Raw genomic sequence first — 19750 nt, 5'->3', positions numbered from 1 at the left:
GTTGGCGCGCATCAACCGCGCCAACGCCGGGCTCACCGTGCTGCTGGAGCTGCTGCATGCCAGCGAGCGCGTGCGCGTGGATGGCGAAGAGGCACAACAGGTGGGCAACGACGTGCGCGAGGGCCTGCTGCTGGCATGCAGGGGCCTGTCGGAATATGTGGACACGCAGGTCTACGTGGCCTGACCGATGGCGCCGGGCGCTCCCCGGCGCTACCCACAGGCGCGCAATGCGTCATTCCGCCGCCAGCGCCTGGATCGGGTCCAGCTGCGCCGCGCTGCGCGCCGGGAAGTACCCGAAGCCGAGCCCGATGGCTGACGAGCAGGCCAGAGCGGCCAGCACCGGCCCCGCAGTGAACAGGAACGGCACGCCCAGCGACAGCAGGCTGGACAACGCCCCCACCGCGAACGCGAACAACACGCCCAGCACGCCGCCGAACAGGCAGATCAGCACCGCCTCGGTCAGGAACTGGCGCAGGATGTCGCCCTGGCGCGCGCCCACCGCCAGCCGAACGCCGATTTCGCGCACGCGCTCCTTCACCGACACCAGCATGATGTTCATCACCCCCACCCCGCCCACCACCAGCGCCACCGCCGCGATGGCGGAGACCAGTGCGGCCATGGTCTGGCTGGACTTCATCACCGCCTTGCGGATCTGGTCGGCGTTGTAGATGAAGAAGTCGCGGCGCCCATGCAGGCGTTGCAGCTCGGCCGCCAGCGAGGCCTCGGCGGCGTTGGTCGGCACGTTGTCGCGCACCCGCACGGTGATGCTCTCCAGGCGTTGGCTGCCCAGCAGCCGCGAAGCGGCCGAGGTGTACGGCACGTAGACCGTGGGCGTTGCGCCGCCGGCAAAGGCATTCGCACCCACCACGCCAATCACCTCCACCGGCATGCCACCCAGCAGCACCGTGCTGCCGATCGGGTTGCCAGCGAACAGTGCCTTCGCAGCCTTCTGGTCGACCACGCCCACGGCGCGATGCGCGTCCACTTCGTCGGCGCTGAAGAAGCGCCCGGCCTTCAGCCGCAGCCCGCGCACGCGCCGCAGGTCCGCGCCCACGCCCAGCACCTGGGTGTTGGCGCGACGGCTGCCCTGCAACGCCGCCACCGATCCGCTCAGATTGGGGCTGACACTGTCCACGTAACTCAATGCGGCCAGGTGGTCGGCGTCGCCCACCACCAGTGTCTCGATCTCCGCCGAGCGCGGGTCGCCGAAATCGGCGCCGGGGTAGATCTCCAGCGTGCTGGCGCCCAGCTCGTTGATCTGCGACTCGACCTGCGCCTGCGCGCCCTTGCCCAACGCCACCACGGTCACCACCGCAGCAACGCCGATGATGATGCCAAGCATGGTCAGCAGCGTGCGCAGGCGATGGGCCAGCATCGAACGCACGGCCATTCGCGCCGCTTCGCGCGCTGCGTCCACCCGTGCGCGGCGTTCGGCACGCGGCGCAGGCCTGCCTTCGGGTACGCGTGCGGAGTGCGCGGCCTGCGTCCTGCGTTCGCCCCGGTCCGCCACCACACGGCCGTCGGCGATCTCGATCACGCGCGCCGCGTTGGCCGCAATCGCGGCGTCGTGTGTCACCAGGATCACCGTATGGCCCTGTGCGTGCAGGCGCTTCAGCTCGGCCATCACCTGCTGGCCGCTGGCATGATCCAGCGCACCGGTTGGCTCATCGGCCAGCACGATGGCGCCGCCGTTCATCAGCGATCGGGCGATGGACACGCGCTGTTGCTGGCCGCCGGACAGCTGGCTCGGCCGGTTCGCGGTGCGCTCGCCCAGGCCCAGGGTTTCCAGCAGCGTGCGTGCACGGGCAGTGCGCGCGTCGGCATCAACGCCGGCATAGACCGCCGGCAGCGCCACGTTCTCGGTGGCGCTCAGGTTCTCCATCAGGTTGTAACGCTGGAAGATGAAACCGAAATGCTCGCGGCGCAGCCGTGCCAGCGCATCCGGCGCCATCTGCTCGGTGGCCTCGCCGTTCACCCGGTAGCTGCCCTCGGTCGGCCGGTCGAGGCAGCCGAGAATGTTCATCAACGTGGATTTGCCGGACCCCGACGGACCGATGATGGCAATGAACTCGCCAGCATCAATGCGCAGCGAGACGTCCTTCAGCACCACCACTTCACCGGCGGCGGAGCGATAGGCGCGCGAGACTCCGTGCAGTTCCAGCAGCGCGTCGGCCATGCTCACATTCCCAGCAGGCTGGCCGGCTCGGCGTCGGCGTTGGCGCCGCTGGGCGCCTGGCCCACCACCACGTTCTCACCCTCGCGCAGGCCGGACAGGATCTGCACGGCAGTGGCAGTGCGTAGGCCGGTGGTCACTGCACGTTCGTGCACGCGCCCCTTGGCATCGACCACCTGCACGGTGGCGCGCTGGCCCTGTGTGTCGTCAGACTCGGTCAGCGCCGTCAGCGGCACCTGCAACGCGTTGGCCGCCCGCGCCAGCTGCAGGGTCACCTTCACCGTCATCGACGGCTTCAACGCCAGGCCCGGGTTGGCCACATCGAACAGGCCGGCGTAGTACACCGCCTTTGGCGTCTGCGCAGCGCCGCCCGCGGTGCCGGTGGCCGCCTCGGCAATCGAGGACGGCGCCGGTTCAAGCTGCTGCAGGTGGGATTGATAGCGGCGTCCGCTCGGCCCCAGTGTCGAGAACCACAACGGCTGCCCCGGCGCTACCAGTTCCACATCGGCCTCGGCGATCTCGGCGCGTACGGTCATCGTGTCCATCTGCGCCAGCATCACGATGGTCGGCGTGGTCTGCATCGAGTTCAGCGTCTGCCCGGCCTTGGTGACAATCGCCAAGATGTAGCCGTCAGTGGGCGAAACGATGCGGGTGTAGCCCAGGTTGATCCGCGCGGTTTCCACCTGGGTCAGCGCCTGGTCGATCTGTGCCTGCAGCGCGGCCACGTCGGCACGGGCGGCATCGCGGGCCACCCGTGCGGTTTCAAAGCCTTCCTGTGAGACCAGCCGCGACGCCACCAGCTGCGACTGCCGCTCGAACACACGGCTGGCCTGCACGTAGCGGGCCTGGCTGGCGGTGTGCTGGGCGCGCAGCGTACTGGTGGCGGCCTCGGCGCTGCGCAGCGCGATGCGCTGTGGCTGCGAATCGACCTCGGCAATCAGGTCGCCGGCCTGCACGCGCTGGCCCAGCACCACATGCAGGCGCTTGACCTGCCCGGATACTTGCGCGCCCACCGCCACCAGCTCCTTGGGATTGACCCGGCCCACCGCCTGCACGGTCTTTTCCAGATCAGCCACCCGGGCCGGTGCGGTGATCAGCGCGGCCTCGTCGCCCTCGGCGAGCGCCCACGCGGCGGCGCCGGCAGCCAACGCGGCCACGGCGGCAACACTCATCCAGGTCCTGCGGTTGCTCATCGAAACGCCCGGCTGCACGCAGTCGCCCGGTGCGACCGCTGAGCCCCCAGTCTGCTGCCCGCGTGTGGACGTCTTCTGCAGCCAGCATGGAGATTGCGTGGAGAGGGCACCGCCGTTCAGGCAGGCGGCCCGCAGCTGAACGTGGCGGCGCGTGTCCATGAAATCTCGACACAATCTCGACCGAGTCTCCATCAACGGCCGCTAGCCTCGTCGGCCTCGCCGACTGGCCGCCATCGCAACGCTGCGCATCACGCAATGAAACACGCTCTCCGTACCCGCCAGCCGCCGCTGATGCTGATTGCCGAGGATGAAGGCGAGATCGCCGACATCCTGGGCGCCTACCTGCACCGTTCCGGCCTGCGCAGCGCCCGTGCCGCCGACGGCGAGGCCGCCCTCGCCGCCCACCGCCAGCTGCGCCCGGACCTGGTGCTGCTGGACGTCCAGATGCCCCTGCTGGATGGCTGGCAGGTACTGAGCGAACTGCGCCGGCGTGGCAACACCCCGGTGATCATGCTCACCGCGCTCGACCAGGATGTGGACAAACTGACCGGCCTGCGCGTGGGCGCCGACGACTATGTGGCCAAGCCGTTCAATCCGGCCGAGATCGTGGCGCGCATCCAGGCGGTGCTGCGCCGTAGCGTCAGATCGGTGGCCGAAGAACCCAATGGGCTGATCCGGCAGGGGCCATTCGAGATCGACCTGCGTAGCCACGAGGTGACCGTGCGCAGCGGCGACCAGCTGCATGCACTGACCTTCACCCTCACCGAGTTCCGCCTGCTGGTGCACATGGCCCGCGCACCCCGCCAGGTACATACGCGGGTGGACCTGCTGCATGCCTGCCTGCCCGAGGGCGATACCCAGGAACGCACCGTCGACAGCCATGTCAGCAAACTGCGGCGCAAGCTGGAGGATGTGGGCGTGATCGGCATTCCCGCCACCATCCGTGGCGTCGGCTACCGCTTCCTGGACTGAATGATGACCCCCAAAGGCAAGAGCATCGGACGCCAGATCACGCTGTCCATCACGGTCGCCTCGCTGTGCTCGACGGTGCTGTCGATCAGTGGCTTCTACCTGTTCTACTACCTGATGGAGGTGTTCTATCCGCGCTGGTATGACCAGCCTGAGACCATCATGCCGTCCGGCCTGGAATGGCTGTGGATTGGCCTGACTGCCAGCGTGGTCGTGATCTTCGCCACGCTGGTCGCCTCGCGCCTGACCCGGCGCATCATCACCCCGTTGAACTCGGTGGCGGAGAGCCTGCGCCGGGTGGCCAGCGGCGATCTGGACGCGCGTGCACGCGGCGGTGGCACCACGATGGCCGAAGCGGCCACGCTGGTCAGCGATTTCAACTCGATGGCCGAGCGCCTCAGCCGCATGTCCGAGAACCGGGTGTTCTGGAACGCGGCGATCGCGCACGAACTGCGTACGCCGATGACCATCTTGCGCGGCCGCCTGCAGGGCATTGCCGAAGGCGTGTTCGCGCCCGGGCCGGAACAGTTCAACAGCATGCTCACCCAGCTGGAAGGCCTGACCCGCATCATCGAGGACCTGCGCGTGGTCAGCCTGGCCGAGAGCGGCCATCTGGACCTGCGGCTGCAACGCAGCGATGTCAGCGTGCAGGTGGCGGCGGTGGTCGAAGCCATGTCCGAGGCACTCACCGAAAGCGGCTTCTCGGTGACGTTGGAGGCGCGCCCGGCACTGGCCGACTGTGACCCGGCGCGTATCCGCCAGGCGGTGCTGGCGCTGCTGGAGAACGCACGCCGCCATGCCATTCCCTGCCCGCTGCGGGTGCGCGTCACCCTGGCCGAAGGCCATTGCAGCGTGGCCGTGGAAGACGGCGGACCGGGTGTGCCCGACGAACTGCGCGACAGCATCTTCGAAGCGTTCCAGCGTACCGACGTCTCACGTTCACGGCAGAGCGGTGGCTCCGGGCTGGGCCTGGCCGTGGTGCGCGCGATTGCCGTGGCCCATCACGGAACGGCGCGTTGCCGCGCCACCGAGCGTGGCGGCAGTTCGTTCGAACTGCGCTGGCCGGTGCACGCTCGGCGTTGAAGCTCGGGTAGCGACCCACCCTGGTGGGCCCCCCCCCTCCGCTGAACACCGCGATGTTCTCCACGCAACCTCCATCGTCCCTCCATGCCCGCTCCAAACGGCTGCCGATACTGGGCATGACCGGGGAGATGGCAGGCATCCATCCCTTGCCCCGTCTCCGTCCCCTCCAGGCATCCCGATGAAACACCCCCACGATCCGGCGGCTGCCGCCGGCAGCATCGGCCAGCAGAATGCGGCCGCCACCCTGAAGGTGATCCTGCGCACCTATCCGTGGCAGCTCACCGGCACCTTCTCGCTGGTCGCGCTGGAGAACGCGCTGCTGCTGGCCTACCCGCTGTTTGCCGGCTTCGCGGTGGACGCAATCATCCGCGGCGACATCGGCCACGCCCTCTCCTATGCCGGCGTAGTGCTGTTGTTCTGGCTGGTCGGTGCCGCCCGCCGTGCGGTGGATACGCGCACCTTCACCCGCATCTACGCCGACCTGGCAGTGAACGTGGTGCAGGCGCAGCGGCGTCTCGGCCAGGCCACCTCCACCTCGGCCGCACGCGTGGTGCTGGCGCGCGAGTTCGTCGACTTCTTCGAGAAGCACGTGCCGATCATCGCCACCGCGCTGGTGTCGATGTTCGGCGCGGCCGCGATGCTGCTGGCAATCGAACCCGTAGTGGGTGCTGCAAGCCTGGTCGCCCTGCTGGGCGCGCTGTTGCTGCTGCCGTCGTTCGCGCGCCGCAACGAGCAGCTGCATGGGCGCCTGAACAACCGGCTGGAACATGAGATCCGCCTGGTCGACCGGGTCAGCCCCTCGGTGCTGCGCCGCCACTACACCACGCTGTCGCGGCTGCGCATCCTGTTGTCCGACCGCGAAGCCGGCGCCTTCGTGGTGGTCGGCGCAGCCGCGGCGGTGCTGTTCGCGCTGACCATCGGCCGCCTCGCCACCACCGACGGGGTGACCCCGGGCCATGTGTAGGCGGTGATGACCTACCTGTGGACGTTCGTCGGCAGCCTGGATGATGCGCCGTCGATGGTGGACCAGCTGGCGCGCTTGAAGGACATCGGCCGCCGGGTCAGCCCGGGCATGGAGGATGCGGAGCCTGACCGGTAGCTGCCCACCGGGAATGAGCGTTACCCAGAGGCTGCCGTGCGCCCGCACATTGCCAATGCTCCAATGATCAATGCTTCCATGCTGCGGTCGAACTCGGCCTGCTGTGCCTTCCGATCCAAGGGCCGGCGCGTGGTATCCACCAGCGCATGCCGGGAATACACGGTGTCGGCCAGCGCCACGGCGTGATAGGCCACGGTCGACAGCAGCCATGCCGCCTGTTCCAGCGGCAGGCCATGCACGCGACTGAATTCGGCATGGTGGCGCTGGATGCGCGCCAGCATCTCCGGCGTCTTCGCGCCGTGGCTGACCAGGAACGGGGCCAGGCCCGGATTGTCATCCACCAGCGCCCGCAATGAGCCCTGGAACGCACGCAGATCCTCCACGATGCTGCGCTGCCCAGCGGCATCCAGCGCCGGTACCTGCCAACGCTCGAAGATCGCCTCGGCCACCAGCTCGCGCAGTGCCGCCAGATTCGCCACATGCTTGTACAGCGCGATATGGCTGACACCCAGTGCCGCCGCCACGCCGACGAAGCTCAGCCCCGGCAGCGTCATGGCAATGCCGGCGTCGGCGATGCGCTCGCGGGTGATGCTGGGCGGTCGCCCACGGGAGGCGGTCTTTTTTTGTGCAGCCATGCGGTAACGGTTCCTGCGTGATGCGCGGGCAAGGGCTGTCATGGTGGTCCGCCGCCACGCAGTGGTCAACGCGTCGCGTGTCCCTCGGACAGGCCCGGGTTGCGGCGCGATCAATTTAGTTTACTATGATGTAACTAATTCGCATCTGCAGTGTCCAGGATCGTTGTCGATGTCAGCGTCCCCCACGTCAATCACCCCGGCCGGGCCGCTGCGCAGCGCCGACCATGATCGCGGCCTGCAGGCGCTGCAGGTCCAGGTGGTCGCGGTCGTGCAGCCGTGCGCCAGCCTGCTGCGCCTTCTGGTCCAGCTGCCGGAACACGCAGAACTTGCGCCCTGGCAGCGTGCCAACACCGCGGTGCGCATCCAGCTGGGCGCCGGGTTCGGCGATGTGTCACGGATCTACACCGTGCGCAGCGTCGATGCCGCCACCCGCCAGTTCACCCTGGACGTAGTGCTGCACGAGGCGCCGGGGCCGATGCTGGCGTGGGTACGTGCGCTGCGCCCCGGTGATGCCTTCGGTCTGACCGGGCCGCGCCCCCATCTGCAGGTGCCGCAGCGCGAAGGCACCTGCGCCCTGCTGTTCGCAGACCAGAGCGCCATCCCAGCCCTGTTTGCCCTGCTGCAGCAGTGGCCTGTCGGTCAGCGTGCGCAGGCCTGGGTCAGCTCGGAGGATGCTTTCCCGGTAGACGAGCTGCCGCACCTCGACGGTGTCTGCGTGCATCGCCTTGCCACCGGTGACGCGCCCTTGCTGCAGCAGGCGCGCCAACAGCAGCCGCCGCCTGGCAGCACGGTCTGGGCGGCCGGGGAGCGCGAGGAAATGCGCGCCCTGCGCCGCCACTTCATCGAAACGGTCGGCCTGCCACGCACCGATGTTGCCGTTGCCGGCTACTGGAAGCGTGGCGAGACCACCACCGAAACCGACCAGCGTCGCCGCCGCAACTACGAGCGCGTGCTGGCACGCGGCGGTGGCCTGCAGGACCTCGACGACCTCGCCGACGATATCTGATCCACACGGCAGCATCCGCGCCACGCGCTTCGTTCCACCCAGCCACAGATCGCCCACGCACCTCGCGTGCAGCACTGCCACAGCGGCAGCGCCGTGCCCTCTGCCAGCCATTCCACAGCTCGCGTCGTCCTGCCCCTGCAGGTCATCGACGGCGCCGTGCTGGCCGATCGCACGACCCACCACACGAGAACCGCCATGTCCCTCCCCCTGCGAACCCTGCCCCTCCCACGCCGCTCGGCGCTGTCCCTGGCCGCCCGTGCAGCGTTGCTGCCCACTCTGCTGATCGCCATCGCCGCGCACGCCAACGATGCACCCGATGGCGCCCGCCAGCTGCCCACCGTGAACGTGCGCGCCGACAAGACCGCCCCCACCGATGCCTATGCCGGTGGCCAGGTCACGCGCGGCAGCCGCGTCGGCCTGCTCGGCGAGCTCGACTTCATGGACACGCCGTTCAGCACCACCCGCTACACCGCCGACTTCATCGACAACATCCAGGCGCCGGACCTGGTACGGGTGATCGCGCTGACCGACCCCAGCGTCTACAGCAGTGGCTCCAGTGGTGGCATCACCGACTACTTCAACATCCGCGGTTTCGGTGTCGCCTCGTCGGATATCGGATTCGGTGGCCTCTACGGGCTGATTCCCTACTACCGCGTCACCCCGGAACTGGCCGAGAGCATCGAGGTGCTGAAGGGCCCGTCCGCGCTGCTCAACGGCATGCCGCCGGGTGGCTCGGTGGGCGGTGCGGTGAACCTGGTACCGAAGCGTGCCGGCGACACGCCGCTGACCCGCTTCACCGCCAGCTACGGCAGCGACGCGCAATTCGGTGGCCATCTGGATGTCGGCCGCCGCTTCGGCGCGGACAAGCAGTTCGGCGTGCGCCTCAATGCCGTGCACCGCGACGGCGACACTGCCACCGACCACCAGCAGCACAAGACGCAGCTTGCATCGCTCGGCCTGGACTGGCGTGGTGAGCGCTCGCAGGTGTCGCTGGACCTGTTCAGCAGCCGCGAACATGTGGATGGCCTCAATCGCGGTGTATCGCTGGCGCCCGGCCTGGCCGTGCCCCGCCCGCCGAAAGCCAGCACCCTGTTCGCACCGGACTGGACCTTCAGCACCGTCAAGGACCAGGCCGCTGCGCTGCGCTGGTCGTTCGACATCAACGACCACCTGCAGGCGCATGCCAGTTACGGGCACGGCCACACCGATTTCGACTCCATCGCCAGCGCCACCACGCTGATCACCAACGCAGCCGGCGACTTCCGCAACAACTTCGCCCACCAGCGCTTCATCTACAGCAAGGACACCGCCGAAGCCGGCCTCTCGGCACGGTTCCGCACCGGTACGGTCGATCATGCACTGGCGATCAGTGCGGCGTGGTACCAGCACGACCAGAAATTCGGCTTCAAGCGCAACCTGCTGGCCAGGGATTGGGTGACCAACATCTACAACCCGCAGTGGGGCCCGGCCATTGATCGAAGCTTCAGTGACGCGTCGCTGCCGAAGACCGCGGAAGTGCGCACCACCAGCTTCGGCATCGCCGATACGCTGTCCTTCATCGATGATCGCGTGCAGCTGACCGTTGGCATCCGTCACCAGACCGTGCTCAGCGATACCTTCGATGGCGGCACCGGCAAGCGCACCGCGCGCTACGACGCCAGCGCCAATACTCCGGCCGGTGCACTGCTGTTCAAGGCCAATGATCGCTTGTCGCTGTATGCCAATTACATCGAAGGACTGAGCCAGGGCAGCACCGCCCCGGCCACCGCCGCCAACGCTGGCGACGTGTTCCCGCCGTACAAGACGCGCCAGCGCGAGGTCGGTGCCAAGGTTGACTTCGGTCGCCTGGCCAGTGTGCTGAGCGTGTACGAGATCGAGAAGCCCGGCGCCTACACCGACCCGGCCACCAACGTGTTCTCTTCCGGCGGCCAGCAACGTAACCGTGGCGTGGAATGGACCGTGTTCGGCCAGGCCACCGAACAGCTGCGCGTGCTCGGCGGCATCGGCTGGCTGCAGCCGAAGCTGACCCGCACCCAGGGCGGCATCAACCAGGGTCGCCTGGCCACCGCCACCCCGCAGTGGCAGGGCAAGCTGGGCGTGGAATGGGATGTGCCCGCCGTGGCCGGCCTCACCCTCACCGGCAATGCAGTCAGCCTGTCCAAGGGCTACATCAACGCAGACAACAGCCAGTGGGTGGCGGGCCGCACCGTGTTCGATCTCGGCGCCCGCTATGCACTGCAGGCCGCCGGTCACCCGCTGGTGCTGCGTGCCACCGTGCAGAACCTCACCAACAAGGCGTACTGGGCCGGCAGCCTCGGCTCCGGGCTGGGCACGCCGCGCACCGCGCTGCTGTCGGCCACCGTCGATTTCTGATGCCTGATACACGGGCGCCCCGCCATCGCGCAGGGCGCCCCGGAGAACTGATGTGAGCGTTTCCCGTACCGCTTCCGTGCTGGCCTGGCTGCCGCTGGCCTCACGCATCCTCGCCGCGCTGTTCGGTGGCTACGCCTTGGCGGCCCTGTGCAGCATCGCCGCACTGGCGCTGCCCATCGATGGCCGCCAAGCCGTGTTCACCGGCATGCTTGCCAGCTTCCTGCTGTATGCCGGCGCCGTGGTCTGGGTATTCGCAGTGCGCTCGGCATGGCGTGCGTGGCTGGGCCTGGTCATCGCCGCGCTGCCGCTGTGGTTGATCGCACAAACGGTTGGCGACGGAGGCGGGGCATGAGCCAGGTGGATCGCTCCCCGAAGCCACGCGGCATCCGCCAGACCATGTCCGACCTGCATATCTGGGTGGGGCTGCTGGCCGGCTGGATCCTGTACGCGATGTTCCTCACCGGCACCGCCAGCTACTTCCGCGACGAGCTCTCGCGCTACACCCGGCCGGAAATCGCCACACCGTCTACGTTGCCGGACCCTGCTGCGGTCGCGCAGCGTACCGTCACGGCGATCATGGCCGACACGCCTGGGGCCAGCCAGATCAACCTCAGCCTGCCCAGCCAGCGCATGCCATGGGTGTCGGCGATGTGGGCCAGCCCGGGCGGACGTGGCCGCCACGGTTTCGACTCGGGCCTGTTCGATGCCAGCACCGGTGCACCGCTGCAGGCCCGCGATACGGGTGGCGGCGACTTCTTCTACGCCTTCCACTTCATCCTGCACTACATGCCGGCCATGTGGGGCCGCTGGATCGTCGGCCTGTGTGCGATGTTCATGCTGGTGGCTATCGTCAGCGGCGTGATCACCCACAAGAAGATCTTCGCCGACTTCTTCACCTTCCGCTGGGGCAAGGGCCAGCGCTCGTGGCTGGACGGTCATGCCGCGGTCTCGGTGCTCGGCCTGCCCTTCCATTTCATGATCACCTGGAGCGGGCTGGTGATGCTGGCGGTGCTGTACATGCCGTGGGGCCTGGCCAAACTGCCGGACAAGCGCCAGCAGGCCGAAGTGATCAGCGAGATGCGCCTGTTCCTGCCGCCGCAGAAGGCAGCAGGCCACCCTGCTCCGCTCACCCACGTCGGTGCGCTGGTGCAACAGGCCGAGCAGCGCTGGGGCACTGGCGCTGCAGGCAGCGTGCAGGTGCAGAATCCCGGCGACGAGAACGCACGCGTGGCCGTGGTGCGCGCGCAGTCCAGCCGTGTTTCCACCACCCCGAACTACCTGCTGTTCGACGGCAGCGATGGGCAGCTGCTACAGATCAAGGAGCACTCAGGCGTCGCCGCCGATACCCAAGGCGTGCTGTATGGCCTGCACCTGGGCCGCTTCGCCGATACCACCCTGCGCTGGTTGTACTTCATCGTCAGCCTGGCCGGCACCGCCATGGTCGGCACCGGGCTGGTGCTGTGGACGGTCAAGCGACGCGCGCAGCTGCCCGATCCGCAACGGCCCTACTTCGGTTTCCGCCTGGTCGAGCGGCTCAACATCGCCACCGTCGCCGGGCTGTCGGTGGCGATGGCCGCCTACCTGTGGGCCAACCGCCTGCTGCCCGTCGCCATGGACAGCCGCGCGGCCTGGGAGGTGCATCTGTTCTTCCTGGCCTGGGCGGCCATGTTCGTGCACGCCACGCTGCGTACACCGAAGCGCGCATGGATCGAACAATTCCTGCTGACGGCAGTGCTGCTGGCGCTGCTGCCGGTGCTCACTGCGATGACCACCTCGCACCCGCTGTGGCACGCGCTGGCGATGGCCGATTGGGCGTTTGCCGGCACTGACCTGACCCTGCTGGCATTGGCCGCCCTGCACTCATTGCTGGCCTGGCGCACCTGGCGGCATGCGCCGAAGGTGAAGCGCGCTCGGCCGTCTGCCGCGTCACGCAATGCGGTACCGGAGGCCGGCGCATGATCCACCTCGTTCTGTTCATGCTGTCAGTAGCGGCGTTCGCCTGCCTTGCACTGTCAATGGAACGCCATCAGCGGGACGTGGTGCGTCGCGTGCTGAGCGCGCAAGCGACCCAGCAGCTGCGGGCCATGGGGTGGGCGCTGCTGGTGTTCAGCACGGTATTCGCGGTGCGCGGGCTGGGGGTGGGATCTGGCCTGGCCGCACTATCCGGCCACACCAGCGTGGCCGCCGGCGTAGTGGTGTTGGCGATGGTGGCGCATGCACGACGGTATCGGTAGATGCCCACCAGACTAGTTTGGAATTGCTTCGGTAGGTGCCCACCTTGGTGGGCACGAATGCCCGGACGCTACAGGAACGCAGCCATGCGCTGCAGCTCATCGTCCAGCGCGCCCCGAAACACCTTGTCGCGGGCCAACGACCTGCCGGCATAGCCCACGCTCGATGCCAGTTCACCGTCGCGTACGCTGAGATTGGCCCAGCCCACCACCTGGTCGTGCCACAGCACCGGCAGTGCGTAATAGCCGTACTGGCGCTTCGGCGCGGGCGTGTAGGCTTCGAACTTGTAGACCCACTCCCACAGCAGCTCGAAGCGGCGGCGGTCCCACACTACCGGGTCGAACGGCGCCAGCAGGCGCACCTGCTCGTCCGGCGCATGGCGGCGCGAGCGTGGATTCTCATCTGCCGGCCAGTACCAGGTGGTACCCTCCAGCGTGCAGCTGGCCAACTGCTGCCTGGCCAGCGCCAATGCCTTGCGGGTCTGCTCGGCCAGATGCGGTGCGCCATAGCCCAGCAGTCGCACCAGGTAGGTCAGGCTGGCCGAAGGCAACGGCGCGTACTTGCGCACCACCAGGTCGATCAGGGCAGCGGCGCGCTCGATCTGCGCCTGTTCGCTGGCATCGGCTTCGGCGTGGTCGGCCACCGCATAGATGCGCGTGCCACTGTCACGCCGCTGCACGCGCAGCAGGCCGCGGTAGTGCATGCCATCGAGCAGATGGGTGCTGGCATTGCTGGTACCGCCCCAGTAGTTGGTCACCCGGCCGTGCGCGAAGGCCTGGTCGACCTCGCGCGGGTGCACGCTGCCGCGCTCGCGCACGAAGGCCAGCACGTCCGCCGCGCGACGCTGGGTTTCGGCGTCCCACGCGCGCCTGGACATCCGAGGATGCATCAGCGCCAGGTGCTCGCGTGGCAGGAAGCCGTAGTTCACCAGGCAATCCTCTTCCACCGGCAGGCGCGCATAGCGCCGCTCCAGATCCCCTGCGCGATAGTCCTTCACCCGATGGCGCAGGGTCAGATCCTGCGCGCGTGCCGGCGCACGGATCGGGTCGGCCTGCACGAAGCCCAGGCGGCGGATCGCGCTCAGCAGCGTGGTGGGTTTGAACAGCGTGCGCGCTACCGCGTAGCGGCGTAGATCATCGAGGGTGGGCGTGGCAGGCATGGTCGCATTGTAGATCTACGCCATGCGTGGATGGGGCCGAGGCCAACCGTGCAACGGCATCCACGCATGGCGTGGATCTACCGAAGCTTCAGCACTTCCAGCGAACCGATCACCAGCGCACGATGGGCTTGAACAGCGTGCGCGCTACCGCGTAGCGGCGCGGGTCGCATTGTAGATCCACGCCATGCGTGGATGGGGCCGTGGCGAACCGTGTAACGGCATCCACGCATGGCGTGGATCTACCGAAGCTGCAGCACCTCCAGCGAGCCGATCACCAGCGCACGCATGCCCTGCTTGAACTCGGTGATCACCTGCCCCTCTTCGTCATCGGCAATCGCGTAGATCGTGTCGGCACCGGCGATGCAGTAGAACGCGATGGTGGCCAGCAGCCAACGCGCCTTGTCCAGCGGCAGGCCGAACACTTCGGCCACATGCGCCTGGTGCGAGGCGATCTTGTCCAGCATCGGCGCGGTCGCCACCGAGCGCCGCAGCAGGTACGGCGGCAGCCCGGGGTGCGCCTTCACCACCTCGCACAGCGACGCCACGAAACCCATCAGATAGGCCTCCAGCCCGCCCGGCGCGTCGGCCGAGGCGCGCGGGATCTGCCAGCGCTGGAACACGGTATCGGCCACCAGCCGCTTCAGCGCCTCCAGGTTGGCCACGCGCTTGTAGAGCGCGGCCTGGGTCACGGCCAGTTCGGCGGCCACGTTGGCCATGGTCAGGTTCGGCAGGCCCAGCTTGATGCCGATGTCGGCCAGCCGATCGGGGGTGATGGTGGGCGGGCGGCCACGGGCCGGCGCCGGGATCTCGGAATGCATGTTCATACCGTTGCGAGGGTGCCAGCAAATGAACCCTCTTGTCCGCCCCGTGCAATTTAGTTTACTTTACTCAACTAATTCGGAATGCGTCTGGTTCGCAACCACGGCGCACGCCGGAATCGAGCCCGTGGCTCACTTCCCGCCAGGTTTCCACCCAGCCGACAACCCTGCGCTGCGCCCTCTCCCCGTGCTAGCCGATGGCAGCGCGCCAGGCGCGTTCGCACCTGCGATTCACAGGAATCTGGCATGACCGTGCAGTTCGTTCGCTCTTCGATCCTTCGTCCGGCCCTGGGTACCGGCCGTGTGCTGATGCATCCGCCGGGCGCGGCCCGGCGCTATCGGGCATCGGCGCTGGCGCTGGGCCTGCTGGCCTCGTTCGCTGCGCTGGCCGACTCGGCGCCGTCCACCCTGCCCTCGGTGCAGGTGCAGGAACAGCGCCGGGTGACCGGCGACTATGCCGGTGGCCAGGTGGCGTCCGGCAACCGCGTCGGCCTGCTCGGCGACAAGGACTTCATGGACACGCCATTCAGCACCGTCAGCTATACCGAGGCCTTCATCCGCGACCGCCAGGCCAGGGACCTGACCGATGTCATCGCCGCGTCCGACCCCACGGTGTTCAGCAACGGCGTCACCGGTTCGTGGAGCGAGAACTATTCGATCCGCGGTTTTGCCTCCAGCACCAGCGACACGACGTTCAACGGCCTCAGCGGCATGGCGCCGTACTACCGCACCTCGCCGGAGATGTTCGAGCGCATCGAGGTGCTGAAGGGTCCGTCCGCATTGCTCAACGGCATGCCGCCGGGCGGCTCGGTCGGTGGCAGCGTCAATCTGGTGCCCAAGCGCGCGGGCGAGCAGCCGCTGCTGCGGGTCAGCGCCAACTTCGCCTCCGATGCGCAGCTCGGCACGCACGTGGATCTGGGCCGCCGGCTGGGTACCGACAAGCAGTTCGGCATCCGCTTCAACGGCGCCTTCCGTGATGGCGACGGTGCCGTGGGCAAGCAGAGCAAGAAGGTGCAGCTGGGCGCGCTGGCGCTGGACTGGCGCGGCGCGCGCGCGCGCCTCTCCGCCGATCTGTACAGCGCCGACGACCGCGTCGATGGCCCCGCCCGTGGCGTTGGCCTGGCGCCGGGTGTGGCCATTCCGCGGCCGCCGCGCGGCGATACCCTGATCAACCCGGACTGGGCCTACGTCGACAGCCGCGACAAGGGCGCGATGCTGCGCGGCGAACTGGACATCAATGACAACCTGATGGCCTACCTGGCCTATGGCACCAGCAAGACCGACTACCGCTACAACGGTTCGATCAGCGCACAGGTACTGAACCCGGCCGGCGACTTCACCACGGTGATCGGCCAGCTCGCGTTCGACATCAAGAAGCAGTCCGGTGATGCCGGCCTACGCGGTTCGTTCCACACCGGCAGCGTCGGCCACCAGTGGGCCGCGAACGTAACCCATTACCAGCACACCCAGAACGACTACGGACGCCGCAGCGTGCCTGGCTGGGATTGGACCACCAACCTGTACCACCCGGTGTGGGGCCCGGCCGCGCCGTTCGTGGCACCGCACATCTCGCATACCGAGTTGAAGCTGGACAGCATCGGCTTCGCTGACACGCTGTCGTTCGCCGACGATCGCGTGCAGCTGACCGTGGGTGTCCGCCGCCAGCAAGTGCTGAGCGAAACCTTCAGCGTGGCCACCGGTGCGCGCACCTCGCGCTACGACGAGAGTGCCACCACCCCGGCCTTCGCCCTGCTGGTGAAGGCCACCGACAAGGTCTCGGTCTACAGCAACTACATCGAGGGCCTGAGCCAGGGGGCTACCGCGCCGATGACCGCCGCCAATGCCGGTGATGTGTTCGCCCCATTCCGTACCAAGCAGAAAGAGCTGGGCCTGAAGCTGGACCTGGGCCGCTTCGCGCACACGTTTGCCGTGTATGAGATCAAGCGACCGAGCAGCTACACCGATCCGGTCACCAATATCTTCTCGTTCGGTGGCGAGCAACGGAACCGCGGCGTGGAATGGGGCTTCTTCGGCGCACCGCTGGATGGCGTGCGCCTGATGGGTGGCGTGGCCTACGTGCAACCCAAGCTGACCCGCACCGCAGGCGGCGTGAATGAGGGCCGCATCGCTACGGCGGTGGCACAGCGCCAGGCCAAGCTGGGCGTGGAATGGGATGTGCCGGCGCTGGAGGGTTTGACCCTGACCGGCAACGCCACGGCGATGTCCAAGCAGTACATCAGCGCCGACAACCGCCTGTCGGTGCCAGGGCGTACCTTGTTCGACGTGGGCGCGCGCTACAGCACCACGATGACCGGCCGGCCGCTGGCGTTGCGCGCCAGCGTGAACAACGTGGCCAACAAGGCGTATTGGGGCATGCCGTTGTTGTCGAGCCTGGCGCTGGGAGCACCACGGACCGTGTTGCTGTCGGCGACGATGGACTTCTGAGCAGCAACCACGCATGGCGTGGACCTATTGGAGAGCCGAGCCCGCTCGGCTCTCCACATCAGCAATCACGAGTCCACCCGCTTGCTCAGGACGTCGGCGGAAACGGCTGCGGCGGATCCGCTTGTATCGCGCGCGAACACTTCAAGCGGGATCGAAGGCGTACGGTCCTCCACACGGCCCTCGAGTCTCGAGTCCAACGGTACACCGCGCTCACTGACGTGCATCAGTACGACCTTCACGGTTTCCCACCGTTCGCCATTCGCATCCGGCTCGGCCAGCGCTGCAACATGGACGTGCTCCCCGTCCTGCAGCGCCGCGGCAGATCCCCGGGGCATTCGAATCCTGGAGCTCCACTGAGCATCCTGCAGTGGTCCCGGCGGACGAGCGCGCCATCAGAAGCGCGTATGCTGGCCATCCCTGCTTGTGAGACACCCCCCATGACCCTGCGCACCCTGTACCCGGCCATCGAACCGTACCGCGAGTTCACCTTGCCGGTCAGCGATCTGCATACGCTGCATGTCGAGGAATGCGGCACGCCCGACGGTATCCCGGTGGTGTACCTGCATGGCGGGCCAGGTGCGGGTATCTCGCCCACCCATCGCCGTTTCTTCGACCCGGCGCGCTACCGCGTCGTACTGATCGACCAGCGCGGCAGCGGGCGCTCCACGCCGTTCGGCGAGCTGCGCGACAACACCACGCAGGATCTGGTGGCCGACATCGAAAAGGTGCGACAGCATCTGGGCATCGAGCGCTGGCTGGTCTATGGCGGCTCCTGGGGCTCGACACTGTCGCTGGCCTACGCACAGGCGCATCCGGAACGTGCCACTGGCTTGATCGTCCGCGGCGTGTTCCTTGGCCGCGAGATCGAGAATCGCTGGTTCGCAGAGGCCAACGGCGGTGCGCGCTGGATCTTCCCGGAACGCTGGGACCGCTACGAGGCCTACATCCCGGAGGGCGAGCGCGCCGACATGATCGCGGCGTACTGGACGCGCCTGGACAGCGCCGACGAGGCCACCCGCATCGAAGCCGCGCAGGCCTGGCTGGGCTGGGAGGACAACGCCGCCACCCTGCAGCACGATGTGGATGCCGTATCCACCGATGACCCGCTGGACACGCTGGCCAAGGCGCGCATCGAAGCGCACTACTTCCGCAACGGCATCTTCCTTGAACCCAACCAGCTGTTGCGCGACATCGATCGCATCCGCCACCTGCCTGCTGTGATCGTGCAGGGACGCTACGACATCATCTGCCCGCCGCGCAGCGCCTGGGACCTGGCCAAGGCGTGGCCGGAAGCGCGACTGGAGATGGTGACCTCGGGCCACAGTGCGAACGAACCGGCCACGGTCGATGCGCTGGTGCGGGCCACCGATGCGTTTGCCGACCTGCTCCTGCTGTCGCCTGCCTGACAATGTCGTCAGCTGGCGTGCCCAGGGGCGCATCAAGCAGCGCGTGAACGGCGTCCTACGCCACCGCCAGCATCGCCCGATTCTTCGCACACCGCTTACACACCGCCGCCGATGATCCGGCCGTGGGCGCCATGGTGGCCGCCCCTTCGTCTACAGGAGCACGCCATGACTGGTTTTCGTTTCCTTCCTGCTGTACTCGTCGTTGCCACCGGCCTGCTGCTGGGCGCCTGCTCCAAGCCGCAGGAAACCGGCACGCCGAAGGCCGCCGAGGACGTGACCGAAGTGAAGCTGATTCCAGCGTACGAATCACTGGACAAGGACAAGGACGGCATCGTCACCCTGGCAGAGGTCGATGCGGTGGCACCCGAGTGGGCCAAGCGCCTGAAGGCCTGCGATACCGACCGCGACCAGAAGCTGAGCCGCGGCGAGTATGACGTGTGCAAGCAAACCTCGGCCGCGTCCCATTGATTCAAAGGACCGGCGCGCCGACGCGCGCGCCGGCTCTGTTGACCGCGCTGGCCGTGCACGCTCTCCCGCCCGTGGCTATACCAAGGTATAGCCGGGCTAACCCACGAGCCTCTAGGACTGCCCCATTCAGGGGCGGACAATAGCGCCAATGGCCAGGGCAACCCTGGCCGGCACCCTCCCCTCATGGAGACGCAGATGGACCCCGACCCTGCCGGGCGCGACGCGCCCCGGATGCCTGCCTGTTGCCTGTTCCTGGCGCCTGCCAGCCGGTCCCTGCCTGCCTGAGTGACGGGGGATCGCCAGGTGCCGCCTGCCTGGAGATCGCCCCCATGTCCTACAAGATCCTCTACATCACCCTGCGCCGCCTGATCGGTGAGCGCGATGTTGCCGCCCTGCGCAGCCAGCTGCTGCAGCACGGCCCGGTCATGTTCGCCCGTTCGCTGTCGCTCGGCTCGCCACGCGTGGTGGCCGACGCGCTGTCACTGCTGCCGATCAGCGAGCGCATCAACGTGCTGCGCCATCTGCCCTACCCCCTGCGCGATGCGATGAAGCCGCTGTGCATCGGCGGCAGCCAGCGCCTGCACATGCAGCCGTGGTCGCCGGCGGTGCTGGCGATGCGCCACGCCTGACCTGTTCCATCCGTTCCGTTCGTGTTCCGGCCCCGGCCGGCTCTGACATTCGAGGAGAGTCC

The 19750-nt window shown here is 67.9% G+C and carries 16 protein-coding genes and 2 pseudogenes; 13 read left to right on the top strand and 5 right to left on the bottom strand.

The genetic code is table 11. The features are described from left to right. A pseudogene (locus ACMZPQ_RS07180) lies at positions 1-184 on the top strand (hypothetical protein); the annotation flags it as partial. A 48-nt stretch (positions 185-232) separates the two neighbouring features. On the opposite strand, the gene ACMZPQ_RS07175 reads toward ACMZPQ_RS07180, so the two are convergent. Together ACMZPQ_RS07175 and ACMZPQ_RS07170 are read right to left on the bottom strand one after the other, a co-directional pair. Beyond that, entirely contained in the window at positions 233-2176 is a 1944-nt protein-coding gene (locus ACMZPQ_RS07175; protein WP_414485975.1) for a MacB family efflux pump subunit, read from the bottom strand. A gap of 2 nt (positions 2177-2178) precedes the next feature. Beyond that, positions 2179-3366 (bottom strand): efflux RND transporter periplasmic adaptor subunit, encoded by a 1188-nt coding sequence (locus tag ACMZPQ_RS07170; RefSeq protein ID WP_197582804.1) that lies wholly within the window; start codon positions 3364-3366, stop codon positions 2179-2181. 255 nt (positions 3367-3621) lie between these two features. Here ACMZPQ_RS07170 and ACMZPQ_RS07165 point away from each other — a divergent pair, with 255 nt between their 5' ends. From ACMZPQ_RS07165 to ACMZPQ_RS07155, 3 genes and pseudogenes are all read left to right on the top strand, one after another. Continuing rightward, complete coding sequence (locus ACMZPQ_RS07165; protein ID WP_197582803.1) at positions 3622-4338, top strand: response regulator; 717 nt, start codon at positions 3622-3624, stop codon at positions 4336-4338. A gap of 3 nt (positions 4339-4341) precedes the next feature. Continuing rightward, the gene (locus ACMZPQ_RS07160; RefSeq protein WP_197582802.1) at positions 4342-5418 is read left to right on the top strand and encodes an ATP-binding protein; all 1077 of its coding nucleotides are present in this window, start codon (positions 4342-4344) and stop codon (positions 5416-5418) included. Positions 5419-5596: 178 nt separating this feature from the next. Then, positions 5597-6517: pseudogene (locus ACMZPQ_RS07155) on the top strand (ABC transporter six-transmembrane domain-containing protein). Between the two features lie 20 nt (positions 6518-6537). Here the strand turns inward: ACMZPQ_RS07155 and ACMZPQ_RS07150 are convergent. Beyond that, positions 6538-7152, bottom strand: a complete 615-nt coding sequence (locus ACMZPQ_RS07150) for a TetR/AcrR family transcriptional regulator (RefSeq protein WP_197582801.1) — start codon at positions 7150-7152, stop codon at positions 6538-6540. 169 nt (positions 7153-7321) lie between these two features. Between ACMZPQ_RS07150 and ACMZPQ_RS07145 the strand changes: the two genes are divergently transcribed. From ACMZPQ_RS07145 to ACMZPQ_RS07125, 5 genes are all read left to right on the top strand, one after another. Further along, the gene (locus tag ACMZPQ_RS07145; protein ID WP_197582800.1) at positions 7322-8158 is read left to right on the top strand and encodes an SIP domain-containing protein; all 837 of its coding nucleotides are present in this window, start codon (positions 7322-7324) and stop codon (positions 8156-8158) included. Between the two features lie 195 nt (positions 8159-8353). Next, positions 8354-10531: a TonB-dependent receptor gene (locus ACMZPQ_RS07140; protein WP_197582798.1), complete on the top strand. Its 2178-nt coding sequence runs from the start codon at positions 8354-8356 to the stop codon at positions 10529-10531. 52 nt (positions 10532-10583) lie between these two features. After that, on the top strand, positions 10584-10883 hold the full coding sequence (locus ACMZPQ_RS07135; protein WP_197582797.1) for a DUF3649 domain-containing protein: 300 nt from the start codon (positions 10584-10586) through the stop codon (positions 10881-10883). Further along, positions 10880-12490 carry a PepSY domain-containing protein gene (locus tag ACMZPQ_RS07130; protein WP_197582796.1) on the top strand — a complete coding sequence of 537 codons (1611 nt, stop codon included), beginning with the start codon at positions 10880-10882 and terminating at the stop codon, positions 12488-12490. The genes ACMZPQ_RS07135 and ACMZPQ_RS07130 overlap by 4 nt, the downstream gene beginning before the upstream one ends. Further along, positions 12487-12765 (top strand): DUF3325 family protein, encoded by a 279-nt coding sequence (locus tag ACMZPQ_RS07125; protein WP_197582795.1) that lies wholly within the window; start codon positions 12487-12489, stop codon positions 12763-12765. Before ACMZPQ_RS07130 ends, ACMZPQ_RS07125 begins: the two co-directional genes overlap by 4 nt. A gap of 68 nt (positions 12766-12833) precedes the next feature. On the opposite strand, the gene ACMZPQ_RS07120 is transcribed toward ACMZPQ_RS07125, so the two are convergent. After that, positions 12834-13922 (bottom strand): DNA glycosylase AlkZ-like family protein, encoded by a 1089-nt coding sequence (locus ACMZPQ_RS07120; protein ID WP_197582794.1) that lies wholly within the window; start codon positions 13920-13922, stop codon positions 12834-12836. A gap of 239 nt (positions 13923-14161) precedes the next feature. Continuing rightward, complete coding sequence (locus tag ACMZPQ_RS07115; RefSeq protein ID WP_197582793.1) at positions 14162-14746, bottom strand: TetR/AcrR family transcriptional regulator; 585 nt, start codon at positions 14744-14746, stop codon at positions 14162-14164. A 303-nt stretch (positions 14747-15049) separates the two neighbouring features. On the opposite strand from ACMZPQ_RS07115, the gene ACMZPQ_RS07110 reads away from it, so the two are divergent. The 4 genes from ACMZPQ_RS07110 (at position 15050) to ACMZPQ_RS07095 (ending at position 19688) form a co-directional block, all read left to right on the top strand. Then, complete coding sequence (locus ACMZPQ_RS07110) at positions 15050-17185, top strand: TonB-dependent receptor (protein WP_312648271.1); 2136 nt, start codon at positions 15050-15052, stop codon at positions 17183-17185. Between the two features lie 443 nt (positions 17186-17628). Then, positions 17629-18591 carry a prolyl aminopeptidase gene (gene pip, locus ACMZPQ_RS07105; protein ID WP_197582806.1) on the top strand — a complete coding sequence of 321 codons (963 nt, stop codon included), beginning with the start codon at positions 17629-17631 and terminating at the stop codon, positions 18589-18591. Positions 18592-18756: 165 nt separating this feature from the next. Beyond that, on the top strand, positions 18757-19059 hold the full coding sequence (locus tag ACMZPQ_RS07100) for an EF-hand domain-containing protein (protein ID WP_197582790.1): 303 nt from the start codon (positions 18757-18759) through the stop codon (positions 19057-19059). A gap of 329 nt (positions 19060-19388) precedes the next feature. Continuing rightward, complete coding sequence (locus ACMZPQ_RS07095; RefSeq protein WP_006447714.1) at positions 19389-19688, top strand: hypothetical protein; 300 nt, start codon at positions 19389-19391, stop codon at positions 19686-19688. Positions 19689-19750: the final 62 nt, after the last annotated feature.

The sequence above is a fragment of the Stenotrophomonas maltophilia genome, assembly GCF_047497515.2.
Lineage (GTDB): Bacteria > Pseudomonadota > Gammaproteobacteria > Xanthomonadales > Xanthomonadaceae > Stenotrophomonas.
This window is presented reverse-complemented; position numbering and strand designations above follow the sequence as displayed.

Bases quoted from the DNA above. Each gene is read 5' to 3' on its own strand.
- ACMZPQ_RS07175 (WP_414485975.1), bottom strand. From the start codon at position 2,176: ATGGCCGACGCGCTGCTGGAACTGCACGGAGTCTCGCGCGCCTATCGC.
- ACMZPQ_RS07170 (WP_197582804.1), bottom strand. From the start codon at position 3,366: ATGAGCAACCGCAGGACCTGGATGAGTGTTGCCGCCGTGGCCGCGTTG.
- ACMZPQ_RS07165 (WP_197582803.1), top strand. From the start codon at position 3,622: ATGAAACACGCTCTCCGTACCCGCCAGCCGCCGCTGATGCTGATTGCC.
- ACMZPQ_RS07160 (WP_197582802.1), top strand. From the start codon at position 4,342: ATGACCCCCAAAGGCAAGAGCATCGGACGCCAGATCACGCTGTCCATC.
- ACMZPQ_RS07150 (WP_197582801.1), bottom strand. From the start codon at position 7,152: ATGGCTGCACAAAAAAAGACCGCCTCCCGTGGGCGACCGCCCAGCATC.
- ACMZPQ_RS07145 (WP_197582800.1), top strand. From the start codon at position 7,322: ATGTCAGCGTCCCCCACGTCAATCACCCCGGCCGGGCCGCTGCGCAGC.
- ACMZPQ_RS07140 (WP_197582798.1), top strand. From the start codon at position 8,354: ATGTCCCTCCCCCTGCGAACCCTGCCCCTCCCACGCCGCTCGGCGCTG.
- ACMZPQ_RS07130 (WP_197582796.1), top strand. From the start codon at position 10,880: ATGAGCCAGGTGGATCGCTCCCCGAAGCCACGCGGCATCCGCCAGACC.
- ACMZPQ_RS07125 (WP_197582795.1), top strand. From the start codon at position 12,487: ATGATCCACCTCGTTCTGTTCATGCTGTCAGTAGCGGCGTTCGCCTGC.
- ACMZPQ_RS07120 (WP_197582794.1), bottom strand. From the start codon at position 13,922: ATGCCTGCCACGCCCACCCTCGATGATCTACGCCGCTACGCGGTAGCG.
- ACMZPQ_RS07115 (WP_197582793.1), bottom strand. From the start codon at position 14,746: ATGAACATGCATTCCGAGATCCCGGCGCCGGCCCGTGGCCGCCCGCCC.
- ACMZPQ_RS07110 (WP_312648271.1), top strand. From the start codon at position 15,050: ATGCATCCGCCGGGCGCGGCCCGGCGCTATCGGGCATCGGCGCTGGCG.
- ACMZPQ_RS07100 (WP_197582790.1), top strand. From the start codon at position 18,757: ATGACTGGTTTTCGTTTCCTTCCTGCTGTACTCGTCGTTGCCACCGGC.
- ACMZPQ_RS07095 (WP_006447714.1), top strand. From the start codon at position 19,389: ATGTCCTACAAGATCCTCTACATCACCCTGCGCCGCCTGATCGGTGAG.